General features: G+C 74.8%; 16 protein-coding genes. 8 read left to right on the forward strand and 8 right to left on the reverse strand.

Annotation, left to right across the window (positions count from 1 at the left end; genetic code table 11):
* Positions 1-43: 43 nt before the first annotated feature.
* From AC07AL_RS21820 to AC07AL_RS21835, 4 genes are all read right to left on the reverse strand, one after another.
* Complete coding sequence (locus AC07AL_RS21820; RefSeq protein ID WP_363582548.1) at positions 44-808, reverse strand: ABC transporter permease; 765 nt, start codon at positions 806-808, stop codon at positions 44-46.
* A gap of 22 nt (positions 809-830) precedes the next feature.
* Entirely contained in the window at positions 831-1,805 is a 975-nt protein-coding gene (locus AC07AL_RS21825) for an ATP-binding cassette domain-containing protein (RefSeq protein ID WP_363582550.1), read from the reverse strand.
* Positions 1,806-1,951: 146 nt separating this feature from the next.
* Entirely contained in the window at positions 1,952-3,145 is a 1,194-nt protein-coding gene (locus AC07AL_RS21830; RefSeq protein WP_478317964.1) for a glycosyltransferase, read from the reverse strand.
* Complete coding sequence (locus tag AC07AL_RS21835) at positions 3,142-3,465, reverse strand: hypothetical protein (protein ID WP_363582553.1); 324 nt, start codon at positions 3,463-3,465, stop codon at positions 3,142-3,144. Before AC07AL_RS21835 ends, AC07AL_RS21830 begins: the two co-directional genes overlap by 4 nt.
* A gap of 145 nt (positions 3,466-3,610) precedes the next feature.
* Between AC07AL_RS21835 and AC07AL_RS21840 the strand changes: the two genes are divergently transcribed.
* The 4 genes from AC07AL_RS21840 (at position 3,611) to AC07AL_RS21855 (ending at position 7,588) form a co-directional block, all read left to right on the forward strand.
* Complete coding sequence (locus AC07AL_RS21840; protein WP_363582555.1) at positions 3,611-4,543, forward strand: 3-oxoacyl-[acyl-carrier-protein] synthase III C-terminal domain-containing protein; 933 nt, start codon at positions 3,611-3,613, stop codon at positions 4,541-4,543.
* A 69-nt stretch (positions 4,544-4,612) separates the two neighbouring features.
* A complete protein-coding gene (locus AC07AL_RS21845) occupies positions 4,613-4,903 on the forward strand; it encodes a phosphopantetheine-binding protein (RefSeq protein WP_079136143.1) in 291 nt (96 codons plus the stop codon).
* Between the two features lie 4 nt (positions 4,904-4,907).
* Entirely contained in the window at positions 4,908-5,687 is a 780-nt protein-coding gene (locus tag AC07AL_RS21850; RefSeq protein ID WP_478317965.1) for a hypothetical protein, read from the forward strand.
* Positions 5,688-5,845: 158 nt separating this feature from the next.
* Entirely contained in the window at positions 5,846-7,588 is a 1,743-nt protein-coding gene (locus AC07AL_RS21855; RefSeq protein WP_478317966.1) for a condensation domain-containing protein, read from the forward strand.
* Between the two features lie 30 nt (positions 7,589-7,618).
* Here AC07AL_RS21855 and AC07AL_RS21860 read toward each other — a convergent pair whose 3' ends face one another.
* Positions 7,619-8,275 carry a hypothetical protein gene (locus tag AC07AL_RS21860; RefSeq protein WP_400984972.1) on the reverse strand — a complete coding sequence of 219 codons (657 nt, stop codon included), beginning with the start codon at positions 8,273-8,275 and terminating at the stop codon, positions 7,619-7,621.
* Positions 8,276-8,370: 95 nt separating this feature from the next.
* Positions 8,371-9,045 (reverse strand): RNA polymerase sigma factor, encoded by a 675-nt coding sequence (locus tag AC07AL_RS21865; protein ID WP_400984970.1) that lies wholly within the window; start codon positions 9,043-9,045, stop codon positions 8,371-8,373.
* A 224-nt stretch (positions 9,046-9,269) separates the two neighbouring features.
* Between AC07AL_RS21865 and AC07AL_RS21870 the strand changes: the two genes are divergently transcribed.
* The 4 genes from AC07AL_RS21870 to AC07AL_RS21885 all read left to right on the forward strand — a co-directional run bounded on the left by AC07AL_RS21870 (position 9,270) and on the right by AC07AL_RS21885 (position 12,740).
* A complete protein-coding gene (locus AC07AL_RS21870; protein WP_400805788.1) occupies positions 9,270-10,073 on the forward strand; it encodes an SAM-dependent methyltransferase in 804 nt (267 codons plus the stop codon).
* 118 nt (positions 10,074-10,191) lie between these two features.
* Positions 10,192-11,118: a DMT family transporter gene (locus AC07AL_RS21875; RefSeq protein ID WP_400984968.1), complete on the forward strand. Its 927-nt coding sequence runs from the start codon at positions 10,192-10,194 to the stop codon at positions 11,116-11,118.
* A 135-nt stretch (positions 11,119-11,253) separates the two neighbouring features.
* Entirely contained in the window at positions 11,254-11,985 is a 732-nt protein-coding gene (locus AC07AL_RS21880; protein WP_244293554.1) for an SDR family NAD(P)-dependent oxidoreductase, read from the forward strand.
* A 5-nt stretch (positions 11,986-11,990) separates the two neighbouring features.
* Positions 11,991-12,740 (forward strand): polysaccharide deacetylase family protein, encoded by a 750-nt coding sequence (locus AC07AL_RS21885; RefSeq protein WP_400984967.1) that lies wholly within the window; start codon positions 11,991-11,993, stop codon positions 12,738-12,740.
* A 92-nt stretch (positions 12,741-12,832) separates the two neighbouring features.
* On the opposite strand, the gene AC07AL_RS21890 is transcribed toward AC07AL_RS21885, so the two are convergent.
* Both AC07AL_RS21890 and AC07AL_RS21895 read right to left on the reverse strand, forming a co-directional pair.
* Complete coding sequence (locus AC07AL_RS21890) at positions 12,833-13,774, reverse strand: excalibur calcium-binding domain-containing protein (protein ID WP_478317967.1); 942 nt, start codon at positions 13,772-13,774, stop codon at positions 12,833-12,835.
* A gap of 253 nt (positions 13,775-14,027) precedes the next feature.
* Positions 14,028-15,107 carry a glycosyltransferase family protein gene (locus AC07AL_RS21895; protein WP_478317968.1) on the reverse strand — a complete coding sequence of 360 codons (1,080 nt, stop codon included), beginning with the start codon at positions 15,105-15,107 and terminating at the stop codon, positions 14,028-14,030.
* Positions 15,108-15,110 lie beyond the last annotated feature (3 nt).

The following is a 15,110-nucleotide window of genomic DNA, read 5'->3' on the forward strand; positions in this document are numbered from 1 at the left end:
GGCCCCTCCTCGTGCACGTGTCCCCGTCCTCGTGCGTCGTGTCTCAGCGCACCCGGGTGGAGAACAACCGGGCCGACCAGTACACCGACAGCACGGTCATCACCACGACGACCAGCAGGCCCTGCCACACCGCACTGTCCCCGAGGTGGCCGGAGAACAGCGCGCGCATGCCCTCCACCGCCCAGTAGAAGGGGTTCCACTTGGCGGTCTGCTGCAGCCAGTGCGGCGCCAGGGTGAGCGGCAGCAGCACCCCCGAGAGCAGCGCGATCGGCTGCGCGATGGTGTTCACCACCGGTGCCATCGCCGCGTCCGTCGGTACCATCAGCGCGATGCCGTAGGAGATCGCCGAGGTCATCAGCGCCAGCAGCCCGAGCAGCAGGTAGGCGAGCAGCAGGTTCAGCGGGCTCACCCGCAGCCCGAACGGCAGCGCGATCAGGGTGATCAGGACGGCCTGCACCAGCAGCGCCACCATCTCCCGCAGCGCCCGCCCGAGCAGCAGCGCCAGCCGGCTCACCGGCGTCACCCGGGAGCGCTCGATGATGCCGGCCCTCAGCTCGCCGAGCAGGCTGAAGCCGGTGAACAGCCCGCCGAAGATGCACAGCACCGCCAGCAGGCCCGGCACGTACACCTGGTAGGCGTCGGCGTAGCTGCTGGCACCGTCGGGGGCGAGCACCTTCTTCAACAGCGGGGCGAACAGCAGCAGGTAGAACACGGGCTGGATGATCCCGACGGCGATCCAGATCGGGGTGCGGATCATCAGCAGCACCTGGCGCTGGAAGACCAGCCAGGTGTCGCGGGCGAGCTTCATGGTCTCCCCAGGAATGGGCGGATCAGGACTGCTGGAGCGAACGGCCGGTGCGGGCCAGGAACACGTCGTCCAGGCTGGGGCGTTGGAGCTGGACGGTGCCGGGCGTCACGCCCGCCCCGTCCAGCGCGCGCAGCAGCTGCGGGATGGCCGCCGCGCCGTCCTCCAGGTAGAGCCGCAGTCCGTCCTCCCCGCTGAACTCCAGCCGGTGCAGGTACGGCTGCGGGCGCAGCACCTCGGCGGCCCGCTCGGCGACGCCCTCTCCGGGCTCCAGCCCGAGCAGCACGACGTCGCCGGAGATCTCGCGCTTGAGCACCTCGGGCGTGCCCTCGGCCACCACCTGGCCGTGGTCGACGATCGCGACCCGGTCGCACAGGGCGTCGGCCTCGTCGAGGTAGTGCGTGGTGACGACGACGGTCATGCCCTCGGTGCGCAGTCGGCGGATCTCCTCCCACACGTACGCCCGGCTGGCCGGGTCCAGCCCGACCGTGGGCTCGTCCAGGAACAGCACCCGGGGCTCGTGGATGACGCCGAGCGCGATGTCCACCCGGCGGCGCTGGCCGCCGGAGTAGGTGGCGCACGGGCGGTCGCCGAATTCGGCCAGGTCGAAGGCCTTGAGCGCGCCCTCGGCGGCCTGGACGGCCTGCGCCTTGGCGACGCCGTACATCCGGGCCTGGAGCACCAGCTCCTCGCGGGCGCTGACGGTGTCGGTGGTGCCGCCGCCCTGGGCGACGTAGCCGATCCGGCGGCGTACACCGGCCGGGTCGGTGAAGAGGTCGGCCCCGGCGATGCTGGCCTGACCGCCGTCCGGGCGGATCAGGGTGGCCAGCATGCGCAGGGTGGTGGTCTTCCCGGCGCCGTTGGGCCCGAGGAAACCGTAGATCTCGCCCGCGTCGACGGACAGGTCGATGCCGCGCACAGCGTCGACGGTGGGGTTCTCGCCGCTCTTGCGGGAGGTCTTCTTGCGATAGGACTTGCGCAGTCCCGTGGTCTCGATCAACCGGAACTCCCGTGCGGGGATGGGCTGCCACGGCACCTGGGAAGGCGGTGCTCGGCACCTGCGAAGGCGGTGCTGGGCGCCACCCTAGGCCGAACTCAAGCCCGGAGACAATGGCCTAGACCAATGGACGTTGATCTTCCGGTCTGCTACAGGGTCCCCGGCAGCGGCTGTCGGAAGTCCTGCCCGGCTCGGGCCGCCAGGGCCTCCAGCCGGTCCGCGGCAGTGGCCGCCCCGCCGCCCGCGCGCAGCGCCTCGCCGACCCGAACCGCGTTGCGCCGGTAGTCGGCCGTGTCCAGCACGGCCCGCAGGGCCCGCGCCAGCCGCTCCGGCGTCACCCGGGCGAACGGCACCCGCAGCCCCGCCCCGGCCGCCGCCACCTGCGCCGCGACGAACGGCTGGTCGTGCCGGATCGGTGCGGTGACCAGCGGCAGGCCGTGCGTCAGGGCCTCGCCGACGGTGTTCATCCCGCCGTGGCACAGCACCGCGTCCAGCGCGCCGCGCGTCATCAGCTCCAGCACCGGCGCCCGGTCCACCGCGACGGCCTGCGGCGGCAGTTCGGGCAGCAGCTCGCGCCGGGCGGCGAACACCGGCTGCACGTCGTCGCCGCACAGCTCCAGCGCCCGGGCGGCCCGCGCGTGGAAGTCCGCGCCCAGCTCGCCGGCCAGTGTGCCCATGGTGACCAGCACCCGCCGGCGCCCGGGCAGCAGCCGCTCCCACGGGAAGTCCGGATCGGCCGGCCGAACGGAGTGGACCGGCCCGACCAGCGCGTGGTGCGGGGGCGGCGCGTCGTCACCGGTCAGCGCGGGACCGGTGGTCGCCAGCACCAGGGCGGGGGAGAAACGCGGGTCCACGTACTCCTGCACGGGCAGCCGGGCGCGCTCCCACAACCCGCGCAGCAGGCCGGTCATCCAGGCCTCCACCTGCGGCAGCGCCCGGTACGGGCGGCCCAGTTCCATCGCCCCGGGCGCGAAGCTCGCCCACGGCAGGCCGTGCCGGTGGGCGGCCAGCGCGCCCGCCGGGGTGTGCTGGTCGACGAGCAGGACGTCCGGCCGGAACTCCCGCACGATCGCGTCCAGCGGCTTCGCGGTGAACCGCGCGTACGGGACGATGAAGCCCTCCCAGAGCGAACGCAGCGCGGCGAGCCCGTGCCCGCCCTGCGCCCGGAACGCCCGGGTGCCGGTGCCGAGCACCTGGGCCCCGGGACCGAGCAGCGGGCGCAGCACCGACTCGGTGCCGGTCCAGGCGACGTCGTGTCCGCGCGCGGTCAACTCGGCGGCGATGCCCGCCGCGGGATTGACGTGGCCGGTCAACGGGGGCATCACCAGCAGGAACCGGGTCATCGCGCACCCTCCTCGGGGATCAGTTTCTGCAGGTCGGCGACGGTCAGCGCTTCCAGGGCGGCCAGGTCCAGCCCGGCGCGCAGCCGGGCCAGGTCGGCCGCCGGGCCGAAGCGTTCGCGCAGGCGCCCGGCGAGCGCGGCCAGTTCGCCCTCGTCGAGCAGCAGGTCGCCGTCCAGCCGGGCGTCCGGGGTCAGCCGGTCGGCCCAGCCGGGCGGCGCTCCGGCGGCCTCGACCAGCAGTGCGACCAGCTCCGGGTGCAACGGCGCGGCGGGGCGGTGCGGTTCACGGTCGGACGACGTGTGAGAAATGGCATCGGACATCGAAGGGGGTCTCCCACCTGCTCGACGGCACGGGGGTGAACGCGCCCGCCCAGGAGGCGGATTCGGCGGCCTCGGAGACGAACGCGATGCTGAAGGGGCCCGAGATCACTTGTGCGACCCGGCGGGCGTCGGAATACTAGCCCGCGTGACAGCACTGGAGGCAGTGGCCGTTCACCTCCCCCCGCACGCCGTGCCCATCGAGGCGGTTGGTGAGCGGATCGGCCTGACCCCACGTCAACTTCGACTCTTCCGCCGCTTCCACGGACTGGACCAGCTCCGTCTGGACCCGTCCGGGACGCTGCCCGACCTGCTTGACTCCGCCCTCGACAACCTGCCTGAGCTGCGCGGACGCGAACGGGACGTCCGCTTCGTGATCCACGCGCGCAGCATGCCGGTGGCGGTGCCCTACCCGCTCAACCCACTGCACGACCTGCTCGCCCCGCGCGGCCTCGCGCACGCCAACGCCTTCACGGTGACCCACCACGCGTGCGCGGTGGGCCTGCTGGCCATCGACCTGGCCGGCCGGCTGCTCGCCGCCGAGCCCGACCCGCGGGCACTGGCGCTCATCCTGGCGGGCGAGAAGACCTTCACCAAGGACGCCCAGGTGGTGCCCGAGACCGGTATCTTCGCCGAGGGCGCGGCCGCCTGTCTGGTGAGCGCCGACGGCGAGCGCCACCGGGTGCTCTCCTTCGCGGTGCGCCAGCGCCCGGAGTTCGACGGCCGGCTGGCCGAGGACGCGGACCTCCTGGCCCGCTACCAGCGCGAGTACCCGAACGTGATGGTGGAGGCGATCGAGGCCGCCCTGGACGAGGCCGGTCTGGACCTCTCCGACCTGGCCGCGGTGCTTCCGCACAACGTCAACCAGGCGTCGTGGCGGATGATAGCGCGCCGGATCGGCTATCCGCTCGACAAGGTGGTGCTGGACAACGTGCTGTCGGTGGGGCACAGTTTCGCTGCGGACAGCCTCATCAATCTTCACACCGCCACCACGCGGGGGCTGCTGCGCCGCGGCGACCACTACCTGATCGCCGCCGCCGGTGTCGGAGCCACCTTCTCCGCGATGGCGGTCCGCTGCTGACGAAGCGTCTACTTCGTCCATCTTTCCCACGCCAGACCACTCTCCCACGTACGACGGGACGGGACACCCATGTCAGAACCTGTGGTCCAGACCACTGACCCCGAGCTGCGCGAGCGGATCCGCACCGGCATCGGCGAGCTGCTGCCCCGAGTCCTCAAGCGCGAACTGCCCGAGATCCCCGAGAACGCCTGCCTCTTCGACGACCTCGGCCTCACCTCCGCCGGCACCATCGAGCTCATCCTGGAGCTGGAGGAGTCGCTCGACATCCAGGTGGACGTCGAGCAGATCACCGAGGACGACCTGCGCTCGGTCACCAAGCTGGCCGACTACGTCGCCGGACACGTCATCCCCGAGGACTGACCGGGTGGCCGACCACGGCCTGCGGATCACCCGGGCGCTCGCGCGGCGCTTCGACGGCCGCTCGGAGGCCTCGCTCCACCCGGACCTGCGGGTGTTCGTCTCCGACCTCGTCCGCCCCTACGGCCTGCCGCTGCGCGAGGACCTGCTGAGCGCGGGCGTCGGCCACTCCTACGAGGAGCTGGCCGCCGGCCTGGTGCGCGAGGCGCTCGCCGAGGACGAGCCCGTCGACCTGCTGATCCTGGCCTTCGACACCCCGGACGTCCGACCGGGTGCGCCGTCCTCGCTGGCGCTCAGCCGATCCTGTCCGGGCACGCCGCTCGCCTTCGCGGTCTGCGACCAGGGCGTCGCAGCGGCCTTCACCGCGCTGCGCCTCGCGGTCGACTACCACCGCACCGGATCCTGCCGCCGGGCGGTCGTGGTGCTCGCCGAGCAGACCGCGCTGCACCACGAGCCGGCCGCGCCGGTGGCGCTGCCGGAGCGGCACGGTGTGGTGGTGCTGGTCTGCGAGGAGGCCCCCGGGCCTGACATGACCGTCCACCAGATGCCCGGTGCCGAGCTGTCGGATGCGGCGGTGCGGGCCCGGGCCGCCGAGCTGGGGCCCGACCCGGCGCTCGTGCTCGGCCCCGGGCTGGCCGGTGCCGAGGACTCGGCGGCCCAGCCGTTCACCGGGGCCTGGGCGGAGCTCGCCGAGCAGCTGCCCGCCTGGCGGGCGCAGGGGCGCCCCGTCCTGGTCGCCGACCTGGACCGCAGGCTCGGCGTGCTGAGCGCGTTGACCCTTCCGTAGTCATGGTTCGGTTCATGCCAACTCTCTTGTCTCACACAGGAATTGGCGAATCATCGGTTAGGTGAACGATTGGTCTGGACCAGCGTGCGAGGTCGCTGGTAGCGTCCCGATCGCACCCCGCTGAACCCTTCCCCGGCGAGCCGAAAGGCGCGTACGACGTGACCCCGTACGGCGAGACACAGACCAGTAGACGGATCGAGGTCCGGTACGCGGCCTCGGCCGACGGCTCGGCCGGTGGTGCGGCTGTCGATTCGGGGCCGCTCACGCTCGGCCAGGACAACATGATCCGGTGCATCGGGCGCGATGCCCCCGAGCAGATCAACAAGGATTCGCTCTGGCCCGTCCCGGACGGCACCTCGGTGTCCGCCGGGCTGGCCGCCCTGCGCCGACTCGTCGAACGGCACGAGTCGCTGCGCACCTCCTTCCCCGCCGGCCCCGGCGCGGACGGCTTCCCGGAGCGCCAGGTGGTGCACCCGGAAGGCCGGTTCACCGTCACCGTGATCGAGGCGGGCGACCGCAGCGACCCCCAACTGGACGCGCTCGCAGCTGAGTTGGGTCGGGCCGACGTCGCCGTTCCGTTCGACCTGGCGGCCGCCCCGCGGCTGCGCTTCACCCTCGTCACGGACGGGGAGCGACTGCTGCGGCTGGTCGCGGTGGTCTGCCACGCGGGGGCCGACGGCGCCGCCACCGTGCTGCTGATCCAGGACTGGCTGGACCTCGCCGCCGGCAAGGACCTCCCGCCGGTCACCGCCCCGACCCCGCTGCGGATCGCGGACGCGGAACGGAGCGCGCAGGGCCGCCGCAAGTCGGCCGCCGCCCTGCGGTACTGGGCCCGCAGCCTCGCCGCCGGCCCGCAGGTCGTGTTCGCCGACGCGCGGATCACCGGCCCCCCGCACGACCTCTCCGCCGTCCTGGTCCGCTCCCGCACCGCCGCCGAGGACCTCGCCGCCGTCTGCCGCCGCACCGGCGCGAGCCCGTCCGTCGTCCTGCTCGCCGCCTTCGCCGCGCTCGTCGCGCACCGGTCGGGCCGCACCGGGCTGGCGCTCTCGGCGCTCTCCGCGAACCGTCAGCGCGCCGCCCTGGTCGACCACGTCGGCACCCTGGCGCAGGACGCCCTGATCCTGCTCGACACCGGGACTGCCGACCTCGACCAGCTGATCGGCCGGGCCAAGGCGGCCTCGCTGAGCGCCTACTGGCACAGCACCCTGGACGCCGAACAGGTCTGGCGGCTCATCGAGGACTGCGCCCACCTGCGCGGCAGCCGGTTCCCCCGCCACGTCGTGGTCAACGACCTGAGCCTGACCATCCCCGCCGCCGTCGCCGACGCCCAACCCGCCGCGACCGCCGACCCCGAACTGACCCGGCTGCCCGCCCCACAGCTGCCGGTCCGGCTGATGTTCACCATCCTGCGGATCAGCGGCAGCCTCGACTTCGCCCTGATCAGCTGCCCGCAGGTGCTGGACCCGGACGAGACCGACCGGTTCGCGCGGGCGCTGCTCGCCGTCCTGGCCGCCGCCGCCCGCGGGCCCGTGCCGCTCGACGCCCTGCCCGGCGTCGGCGGCGTGCCGACCCCCGACCGGAGCGGGGAGTGGCACCTGGTCGACGGCTCCTGGATCGACCTGGCCGCCGTTCGCGACCTGCTGGAGGCCGCCCTCGGCGCGCGGGCGGAGATCGAGCTGGCGCTGGACGAGGGAAGGCTGACCGCCGGGCTGACCAGCGCGGACCGCGAACTCACCCCGGCCGTCGCCCACCACGCGGTGGTCGCCGCTCTGCCCGGCCGCGACACGGCGATGGCGCCGCACCACTACGTCGTCCGGCACACCGGCTCCGGGGCGGAGGCCGTCACCTCCGGCGGCGGCCGCGACCCGGACATCGCCGCCCGGCAGGCGGTGCTCACCTGAACGGGGGAGCACGGGCAGGCGCGGGCGGGCTCACTCCAACGGGTCCTCGCCGTCCCACCGGACATCCCACGAACACGCCGAGGTCGCCCCCGAGGTGAGCCCCCACGGGCTCGGCACCTCCTCCTCGTCCTCGTCGCCCTGCAACGGCAGCCGGTCGATCACCGCGACCAGCCGCGGCGGCAGTTGCGGCGCCAGCCCGTGGTGGACCCGGGACAGGATGTCGCGCCGCACGTCGTCCGGCAGCAGCGGCCTGGTCATCCGCAACGGCATCGGCCCGGAGGGGCGTCCGGCCGCAACCAGCTGGTCCGACCAGGCCCGCCAGTAGTCGGCGTCGTCGTTCTCGCCGAGCTTCAGATGGTGCAGGTGCAGGCAGTACGCCGCCGTGCCGCAGCCCGATCCGGCGGCGAAGCGCCACCAGAACTCGGCGCCCTCCTCCCGCCCGGTCGCGTAGAGCAGCGCGGCGAACACCTCCGCGCCCTCGGGCTGGATCCGGCGGGCGTTCACCAGGAGGTCGAGCCCCCGGGAGGCGTCCGGTGCGCCCAGTACCAGGGCCACCACCAGGCCCAGTTCGAAGGCGGCCTGCTCGAACTCCGACGGCAGGTGTGTCGGCGCGGCCGTGAGCCGGGCCTGGCGCAGTGCTGCGATGCGCTCGGCGTGCGCGCGCTCCGGCCGGGGCACGTGGACCACCGCACGCCCCCCGCCGCTCGTACCCGCCTCGCCGCTCGTACCCGTCCTGTCGCTCGTGCCCGCCCCGTCGGGCGGGTCCGCTTCCTGCCCGGGCGTCACAGCTGACCCGCGTGGTCCGGCAGTTCACCCGCTCGGTCGGCCGGTTCACCCGAGCGGTCGGGCAGTTCGCCCACGCCGAGCCGGCGCGCCAGTCGCTCCCGCGCGTGCCGCAGGTTGGAGTGCACCGTCGCCACCGGCCGCCCCAGGTAGGCCGCGATCACCTTGACGTGCAGGCCCAGCAGGTACCGCAGGATGATCACATCCCGTTGTCGGTCCGGGAGTTCGAGGATCGCCGCGTACAGCCGCACCTCGTCCGCCTCGCTGTGCAGCAGCCCGTTCGCGACCTGCTTGAACGCGCCGATCACCGCGGCGAAGGTGACGGCCTCCACCGCCACCGGTTCCTCGGCGGACATCCAGTCCGAGACGTGCCGGTTCGCCAACCGCCAGGCGTACGCGGCCGGCTCCTCGAACCGCAGCACCTGAGGCCAGCAGCGGGCCAGGTCCGCCTTCACGGCCTCGACCACCAGTGCGGCGTCCGCCTGGCCGCCTATCCTGGTCAACGCGAGAGCGCGCCAAGCGGGTTCATGGGTCTCGCAGAACGACGCGTAGGTGAGGTCCAGCCGCAGGCCGAGGTCGCCACCGGCCTCCCGGTCCGACTCCGCGCCGTCGGCGCGCTCCAGCGTCGGCCCTCCCCGGTACCCGCGCACGGGGGCGTCCCTGTCGATCGTCATCGAGCCTGCTTTCCGTGGCCGCCGGCAGCTCGGCGGGCCACTCGAGGTTCGGGCTGTCTGCGCCCATCCTCAGTCCATCCGGCTCGTCACTCCAGGCCGCATCCCGAATACAGATCGTCATCCCATGGGATCGCCCGACTGGTTGGAGCGCGGCGGTCCGCGCTCGACCTCCGGATACGGTGGGCACCAATCGACAGGTGTCCGCGACGCCGAGGGGGAACGCGATGAGCCTCTACGACGGAGTCGACCTGCGGCTCAACATGCCGCACTCGGCCCGGATGTACGACTACTACCTCGGCGGCTTCACCAACTTCGCCGCCGACCGCGAGGCCGCCGGGCACGCCCTCGCGGTCGCACCCTGGCTGCGCGTCGCCGCCCGCGCCAACCGGTCCTTCGTCCACCGTTCCACCCGCGCCCTCGCCCGGGCCGGCATCGACCAGTTCCTCGACATCGGCACCGGCATCCCCACCCCGCCCAACCTCCACGAGGTCGCCCAGAGCGTCGAACCGTGCGCCCGCGTCGTCTACGCCGACAACGACCCGATCGTGCTCTCACACGCCCAGGCGCTGCTCACCGGCACCCCCGAAGGCCGCACCGCCTACGTCGAGGCCGACGTCACCGACCCCGCCCGCCTCCTCGCCTCGCCCGGCCTGCGCGACACCATCGACCTCACCCGGCCCGTCGCGCTCTCCCTCAACGCCCTCCTGCACTTCGTCCCCGACACCCGTGGCGCCCACGAGCTCGTCGAGCACCTCAAAGCGGCCCTCGCCCCCGGCAGCGCCCTGGTGATGACCCATGTCACCCCCGACTTCGCCCCGACCGAGATCGCCGGCCTGGTCCGGATCTACGAATCCGCCGGCACCGCCGCCCAGGCCCGCACGCTCCCCGAGTTCACCCGCTTCTTCGACGGCTGGAGCCTCATCGCCCCCGGTACCGTCCCCACCCCCCACTGGCGGCCCACCCCCACCGACCCGCCGGCCACCGCCCCCGACGCCGCCGCCTACGCGGCCGTGGCGCTCAAGCCCTGACCCCGCCCGCCCGGTCGCCCCCGCCCGGTCGCCACCCAACCCCCTCCACCCGTGCGGCCCCGCCGTCCCGGGGACAGACTGGTGGTGGATCGATGCTGCCCGTGAGGCTGGGAGAGGCATGCTGCTGGGACTCACCACCGCCTTGGTCGCGACCGTCTGCTTCGGGTTCGGGGCGGTGTTCCAGGCGCGCGGGGCGCGGTCGGCGCCGCAGGCGGACCGGGTGCGGGCGGGGCTGCTGGCCGCGCTGGCGCGGTCGTGGGAGTTTCTGCTCGGCACGGTGCTGGACATCGTCGGTTTCGCGCTGAGCATCGTGGCGCTGCGCAGCCTGCCCCTGTTCCTCGTGCAGGCCGTCACCAACGCGAGCCTGGCCGTGACGGCGCTCGCCGCCGTCCGGCTGCTCGGGGCGCGGCTGCGCCGGGGGGACGTGACGGGAATCGTCGCCGTGGTGGTCGGCCTGACGCTGCTGGCGTCGGGGTCGGGCCGGGAGGGCCGGGAGCACGCCCCGCCGCTGTTCCACTGGGCGCTGCTCGCGACGACCGCCGTGATGCTGCTGCTGACCCTCGTCCTGGTGCGCCGGGCCGGTACCGTGGCGGCGGCCGGGCTGGGGCTGCTGGCGGGGGTGGGGTTCGGGGTGACGAGCCTGGCGGTGCGGGTGATGGACGCGTCGAGCCTGGTCACCGTCCTCACCGACCCGGCGGCGTACGCGCTCGCGGTGGGCGGCCTCGGCGGCTACCTGGCGTACGCGCTGGCGCTTCAGCGCGGCACGGTCACGGCCGCGACCGCCGCCGGGACGGTCGCCGAGACCTTCGGCCCGGCGCTGGTGGGCGTGGCGGCGCTGGGCGACGCGGCGCGTCCGGGGTTCGAGTGGTGCGCGCTGGCGGGCTTCGCGGTGGCGGTGGGCGGCACCTTCCTGCTGTCCAGGTTCGGGGAGTTGGAGGGGCAGTCCGCGGAGGTGGCCGCCGCGCGGCCGGGCTCGGCGGACCGGGACCCTGAACCGGGCCCGGGCCCGGAGGCGGACGCGGAGCCGGCCGTCCCGCCCCGGTAGCCCGGGTGGCGCCGCCGTGCGAAGGTGACTTGCCGGACAAATCGGACGGTGACACGCCCACGGAGCGGCAGGTGCGCGATGGCGGACGAAGCCCAGCCGGGCCCCCGACGGCCGGGGCCCGCCGACCCTCCGGTCGTGCTCGTCACCGGCGCGTCCTCCGGCATCGGCCTGGCCACGGCCGTCCGCCTGGCCGACGCCGGCTGGCGGACCCTGCTGTCCGGTACGGACGGCGCCCGCCTGGACGAGGTCGCCGCCCGGACCGGCGGCCGCGTCCTGCCCGAGGACCTGAGCAAGCCGGACGGCCCGAGCCGGCTCGCGGAGGCGGCCCTCGCGGAGGCCGGCCGGGTGGACGCGCTGGTCGCCAGTGCGGGCCTGGGGTGGCGCGGACCGTTCGCGGACACCCCCTCGGACGTCCTGGACCGGATGATCGAGGTCAACTTCGCCGCCCCGCTGCGGCTGGTCCGCCTGCTCCTGCCGGGCATGCTGGAGCGCCGCCGGGGCCGGATCGTGCTGCTCGGCTCGATGGCCGGCCAGGTCGGCGTGCGCGACGAGTCGGGGTACGCGGCGACCAAGGGCGGGCTGGCGATGTTCGCGGAGAGCCTCTGGTACGAGCTGCGCGGCACCGGGGTGGGGGTGCGCCTGGTGCTGCCGGGTCCGGTGGACACCCCGTTCTTCGACCGGCGCGGCACGCCCTACCAGCGGGAGCGGCCACGGCCCGTGCCGGCGGAGCGGGTCGCCGACACCGTGGTCGCGACCATCACCACCGGGCGTGACCGGCTCTTCGTGCCGCACTGGCTCGGCTTCCCGGCCCGGATCCACGGCGTGGCGCCGGGCGTGTTCCGGCGCATGGCCTCCCGCTTCGGGTGAGCCCGGTGAACACCGCCACCCGGGTGCTCGCGACGGCGGCCGCCGCCGCGGCCGCGGCGGAGTTCGCGCACCTGGCCCCGGCGGCGGTGCGCCTCCCGGCACTGCGCCGCACGCTGGCCCGTCGAACCGCCGGCCTCGGCGCCGACCCGCACCACGTCGCCCTGACCTTCGACGACGGCCCCGACCCGCGCAGCACCCCGGAGATCCTGGACGCGCTGGACGCGCTGGGCGGTGTCCGGGCCACCTTCTTCCTGCTGGGCTCGATGCTGGAGCGCGCCCCCGCCCTCGGCCGGGAGCTGGTGCTGCGCGGCCACGAGGTGGCCGTCCACGGCTGGCACCACCGGCCGCAGTGGTACCCGGCCCCGGCCCGTGACCTGCGCGAACTGCGCCACGCGACCGAGGCGGTGACCGCGCTGTGCGGGGTGCGCCCGCACTGGTACCGCCCGCCGTACGGGGTGCTGACGGCGGGCCCGGCCCTGGCCGCCCGGCGGCTGGGCCTGCGCCCGGTGCTGTGGACGGCCTGGGGCCGGGACTGGACGGCGGAGGCGACCGGGGCCTCCGTCTACGCGACCGCCCGCCCCGGCCTCACCGGCGGCGCGACCCTCCTCCTGCACGACTCCGACTGCACCTCCGCCCCCGACTCCTGGCGGGCCACCCTCGCCGCCCTTCCGCTGATCGCCGCCCACTGCCGCGCCCACTCCCTCACCCTCGGCCCGCTCCGCGACCACGCCGTCCCGGGGGCCGCCCGCGGCTGACGGCATCGCGCCCGCCGCCGAGCGCCGGGCGGACGGCGAAGCCCCGCCTCGACCGAGGCGGGGCTTCGCCGTGTGGCGTTGCTCGGCGTCTTCTAGCGTTCGCAGGCGACGCCGTCGTTGTCGCGGTCCAGGCCGGATCGGTACCCGGGGTCGCCCCGGTGCAGGGGGGCCTTGCCGGCGGCCTTCACCGCGTCGCAGTTCTTGTAGTAGGCGCTGCCGCCGGCACCGCCCTGGGAACCGCCACCCGACGCCCCGTCCGAGTTCGCGTCCGAGCCCCCGCCTGACGTTCCGCCCGACGTTCCGCCCGACGACCCGCCAGTGGAACTGCCGCCGGCGTTGCCCTGGTGGTTCGGGCTGGACGGGTCGTTGCGTTCGTCCGCGTAGAGCGCCGCGTACCGGTCCGCCGGGCACGAAGCCCCCGGCTTCACCAGCTGGAGCGCGGGAGAGGCCGCCGGGTACAGCTTGCTCCCGGGCTGGAGCACGTTCGCGCACACCACCCAGGCGTCGTGGTCGGCGGGCAGCGCTAGGTCCAGGTAGCGGCTGTGCTCCTGGATCCGGTCGGCTGCGACACCGGCCGCCACCAGTAGGGCACGCGCCTCCCCGGCGGTGTGCTGGGCGACGTCGGGCATGACACCCGACACGGCGCTCGGAGTCGGAGTGGGAGTGGGAGTCGCGCTCGGAGTCGGAGTCGCGCTCAGGGCCGGCGTCGGGGACCCGGCGTCGGCCGGGGTGGCCGCCGTCGTGGCCGTAGCCGTAGCGGTCGGAGCCGGAGCGGCGGTCGTCGCCGGGGCCGCGACCGGCTGCGCCTTCTCCGGCTTCGGCCCCGTGATGACGCCCAACCAGAAGAGCGAGCCGATCAGGCAGCAGAAGGTCAGCGCCACCTTGGCGGCGACGTGCAGGCGGCGGGAGCGCCACAGCCAGATCGCGGCGAGCGGCGGTACGAACAGCAGGGTGGCGGCTCGGACGAGCCGGTTGGCCGTGGTGCGGGGCGGTACGGCCTGGGGCCCGGGCGGCCGGTGCGGGTCGGGGGTCACGAGGGGGTTCCTTCGAGCAGGAGTGTGTCCCCGGGGAGAGCGGCACCCCGGGGTGGGTGCTCCGGCCTGGGCTGGACGGCCGCCGCTGCCGGCGGGCGAGGCCGCTGTCCGGGGCCGTCCGGAGGCTTCGGAGAGTGTAAAGGACTCGTATGGAACAGGTATGCGCCAGGTAGCGAACTCCGGCCCCGGCCCCCGCCCGGGTGCACGGCTCCACCCCGGCCGGGACTCCCGTATGGCTCGCCCCGGCGCTCGGCTACGCCAGCCCCACCTGCGCCAGGGCCGCGGTGAACCCGGTGCGCCAGCGCTCCGGGGTGGCGCCGGGGGAGGGGGTGGGCGCTGGGCGGGCGAGGGCGGCGAGGGCGTTGCGGACCACCTCGGCGGGGTGCGCGGAGGCGACGTCGGCGTGGCCGAGTTCCAGCTCGTGCTGGAGGTTGTCGCGGCCGTGGCCCTGGACGACGTCGAGCAGCAGCAGCCGCCGCCCGAGGGCGCGGGCCTCGCTGCAGGTGTCGCCGGAGCTGGTGACGACGAGGTCGGCGGCGGCCATCAGGGCGGGGATCCGGTCGGTGTGGCCGAAGGGGTGCAGGCGCGGCTCCCGGCGGGCGGCGGCCCGCAGCCGCCGTTCGAGTTCCCGGTTGCGCCCGGCGACGGCGAGCACGTGCGGACCGGCGGCGGCGAGTGAGGCGGCGGTGCGGGCGAGCGGCCCGAGCCCCCAGGCGCCGGACATCAGCAGCACGCACCGCCCGCCCGCCGGGACGCCCAGTTCGGCGCGCGCCTCGGCCCGGCCGGGCGGCCGGTAGAACGGTTCCCGCAGCGGAGCGGGCAGGACGGTGACGGCGGCGTCCGGCCGGTAGCGGCGCACGGCGCAGGCGGCGACCTCGGAGGTGACCAGGAAGAGGTCGGTGCCCTCCTGTACCCAGAGCCGGTGCGGCGTCACGTCGGTGCAGAACACGAAGTGCCGGAAGTCCCGTCGCGGCAGCCGGTTGACGGCCGAGGTGGCGGTGGCGAACACGGAGACCACCAGCTGCGGCCGCTGCGCCGCGACCAGTTGGCGCAGCGCCGGGACGAGCCGGCTGCGGGCGGCCGCGTCGGCGAGCAGCGCGAGCCGGGCGCCGGGCCGCAACGCCGAGAAGTGGAAGGCGTCGTACACGCCGGGCAGGTCGAGCAGCCGCCGGAACACGGCCTCCCCGGCGGCGCCGGAGCGCTGCCCGAGCAGGGCCATCGCGTCGACCGTGTGGGTGGTCCAGCCGCGGGCCCGCAGGGTGTCGGAGCAGGCCTGGGCCATCACGTCGTGGCCCTGGCCTAGGGAGCCGGAGACGAGCAGGGCGTGCGGCATCGG

The sequence above is a fragment of the Kitasatospora sp. NPDC043949 genome, from assembly GCF_056435365.1.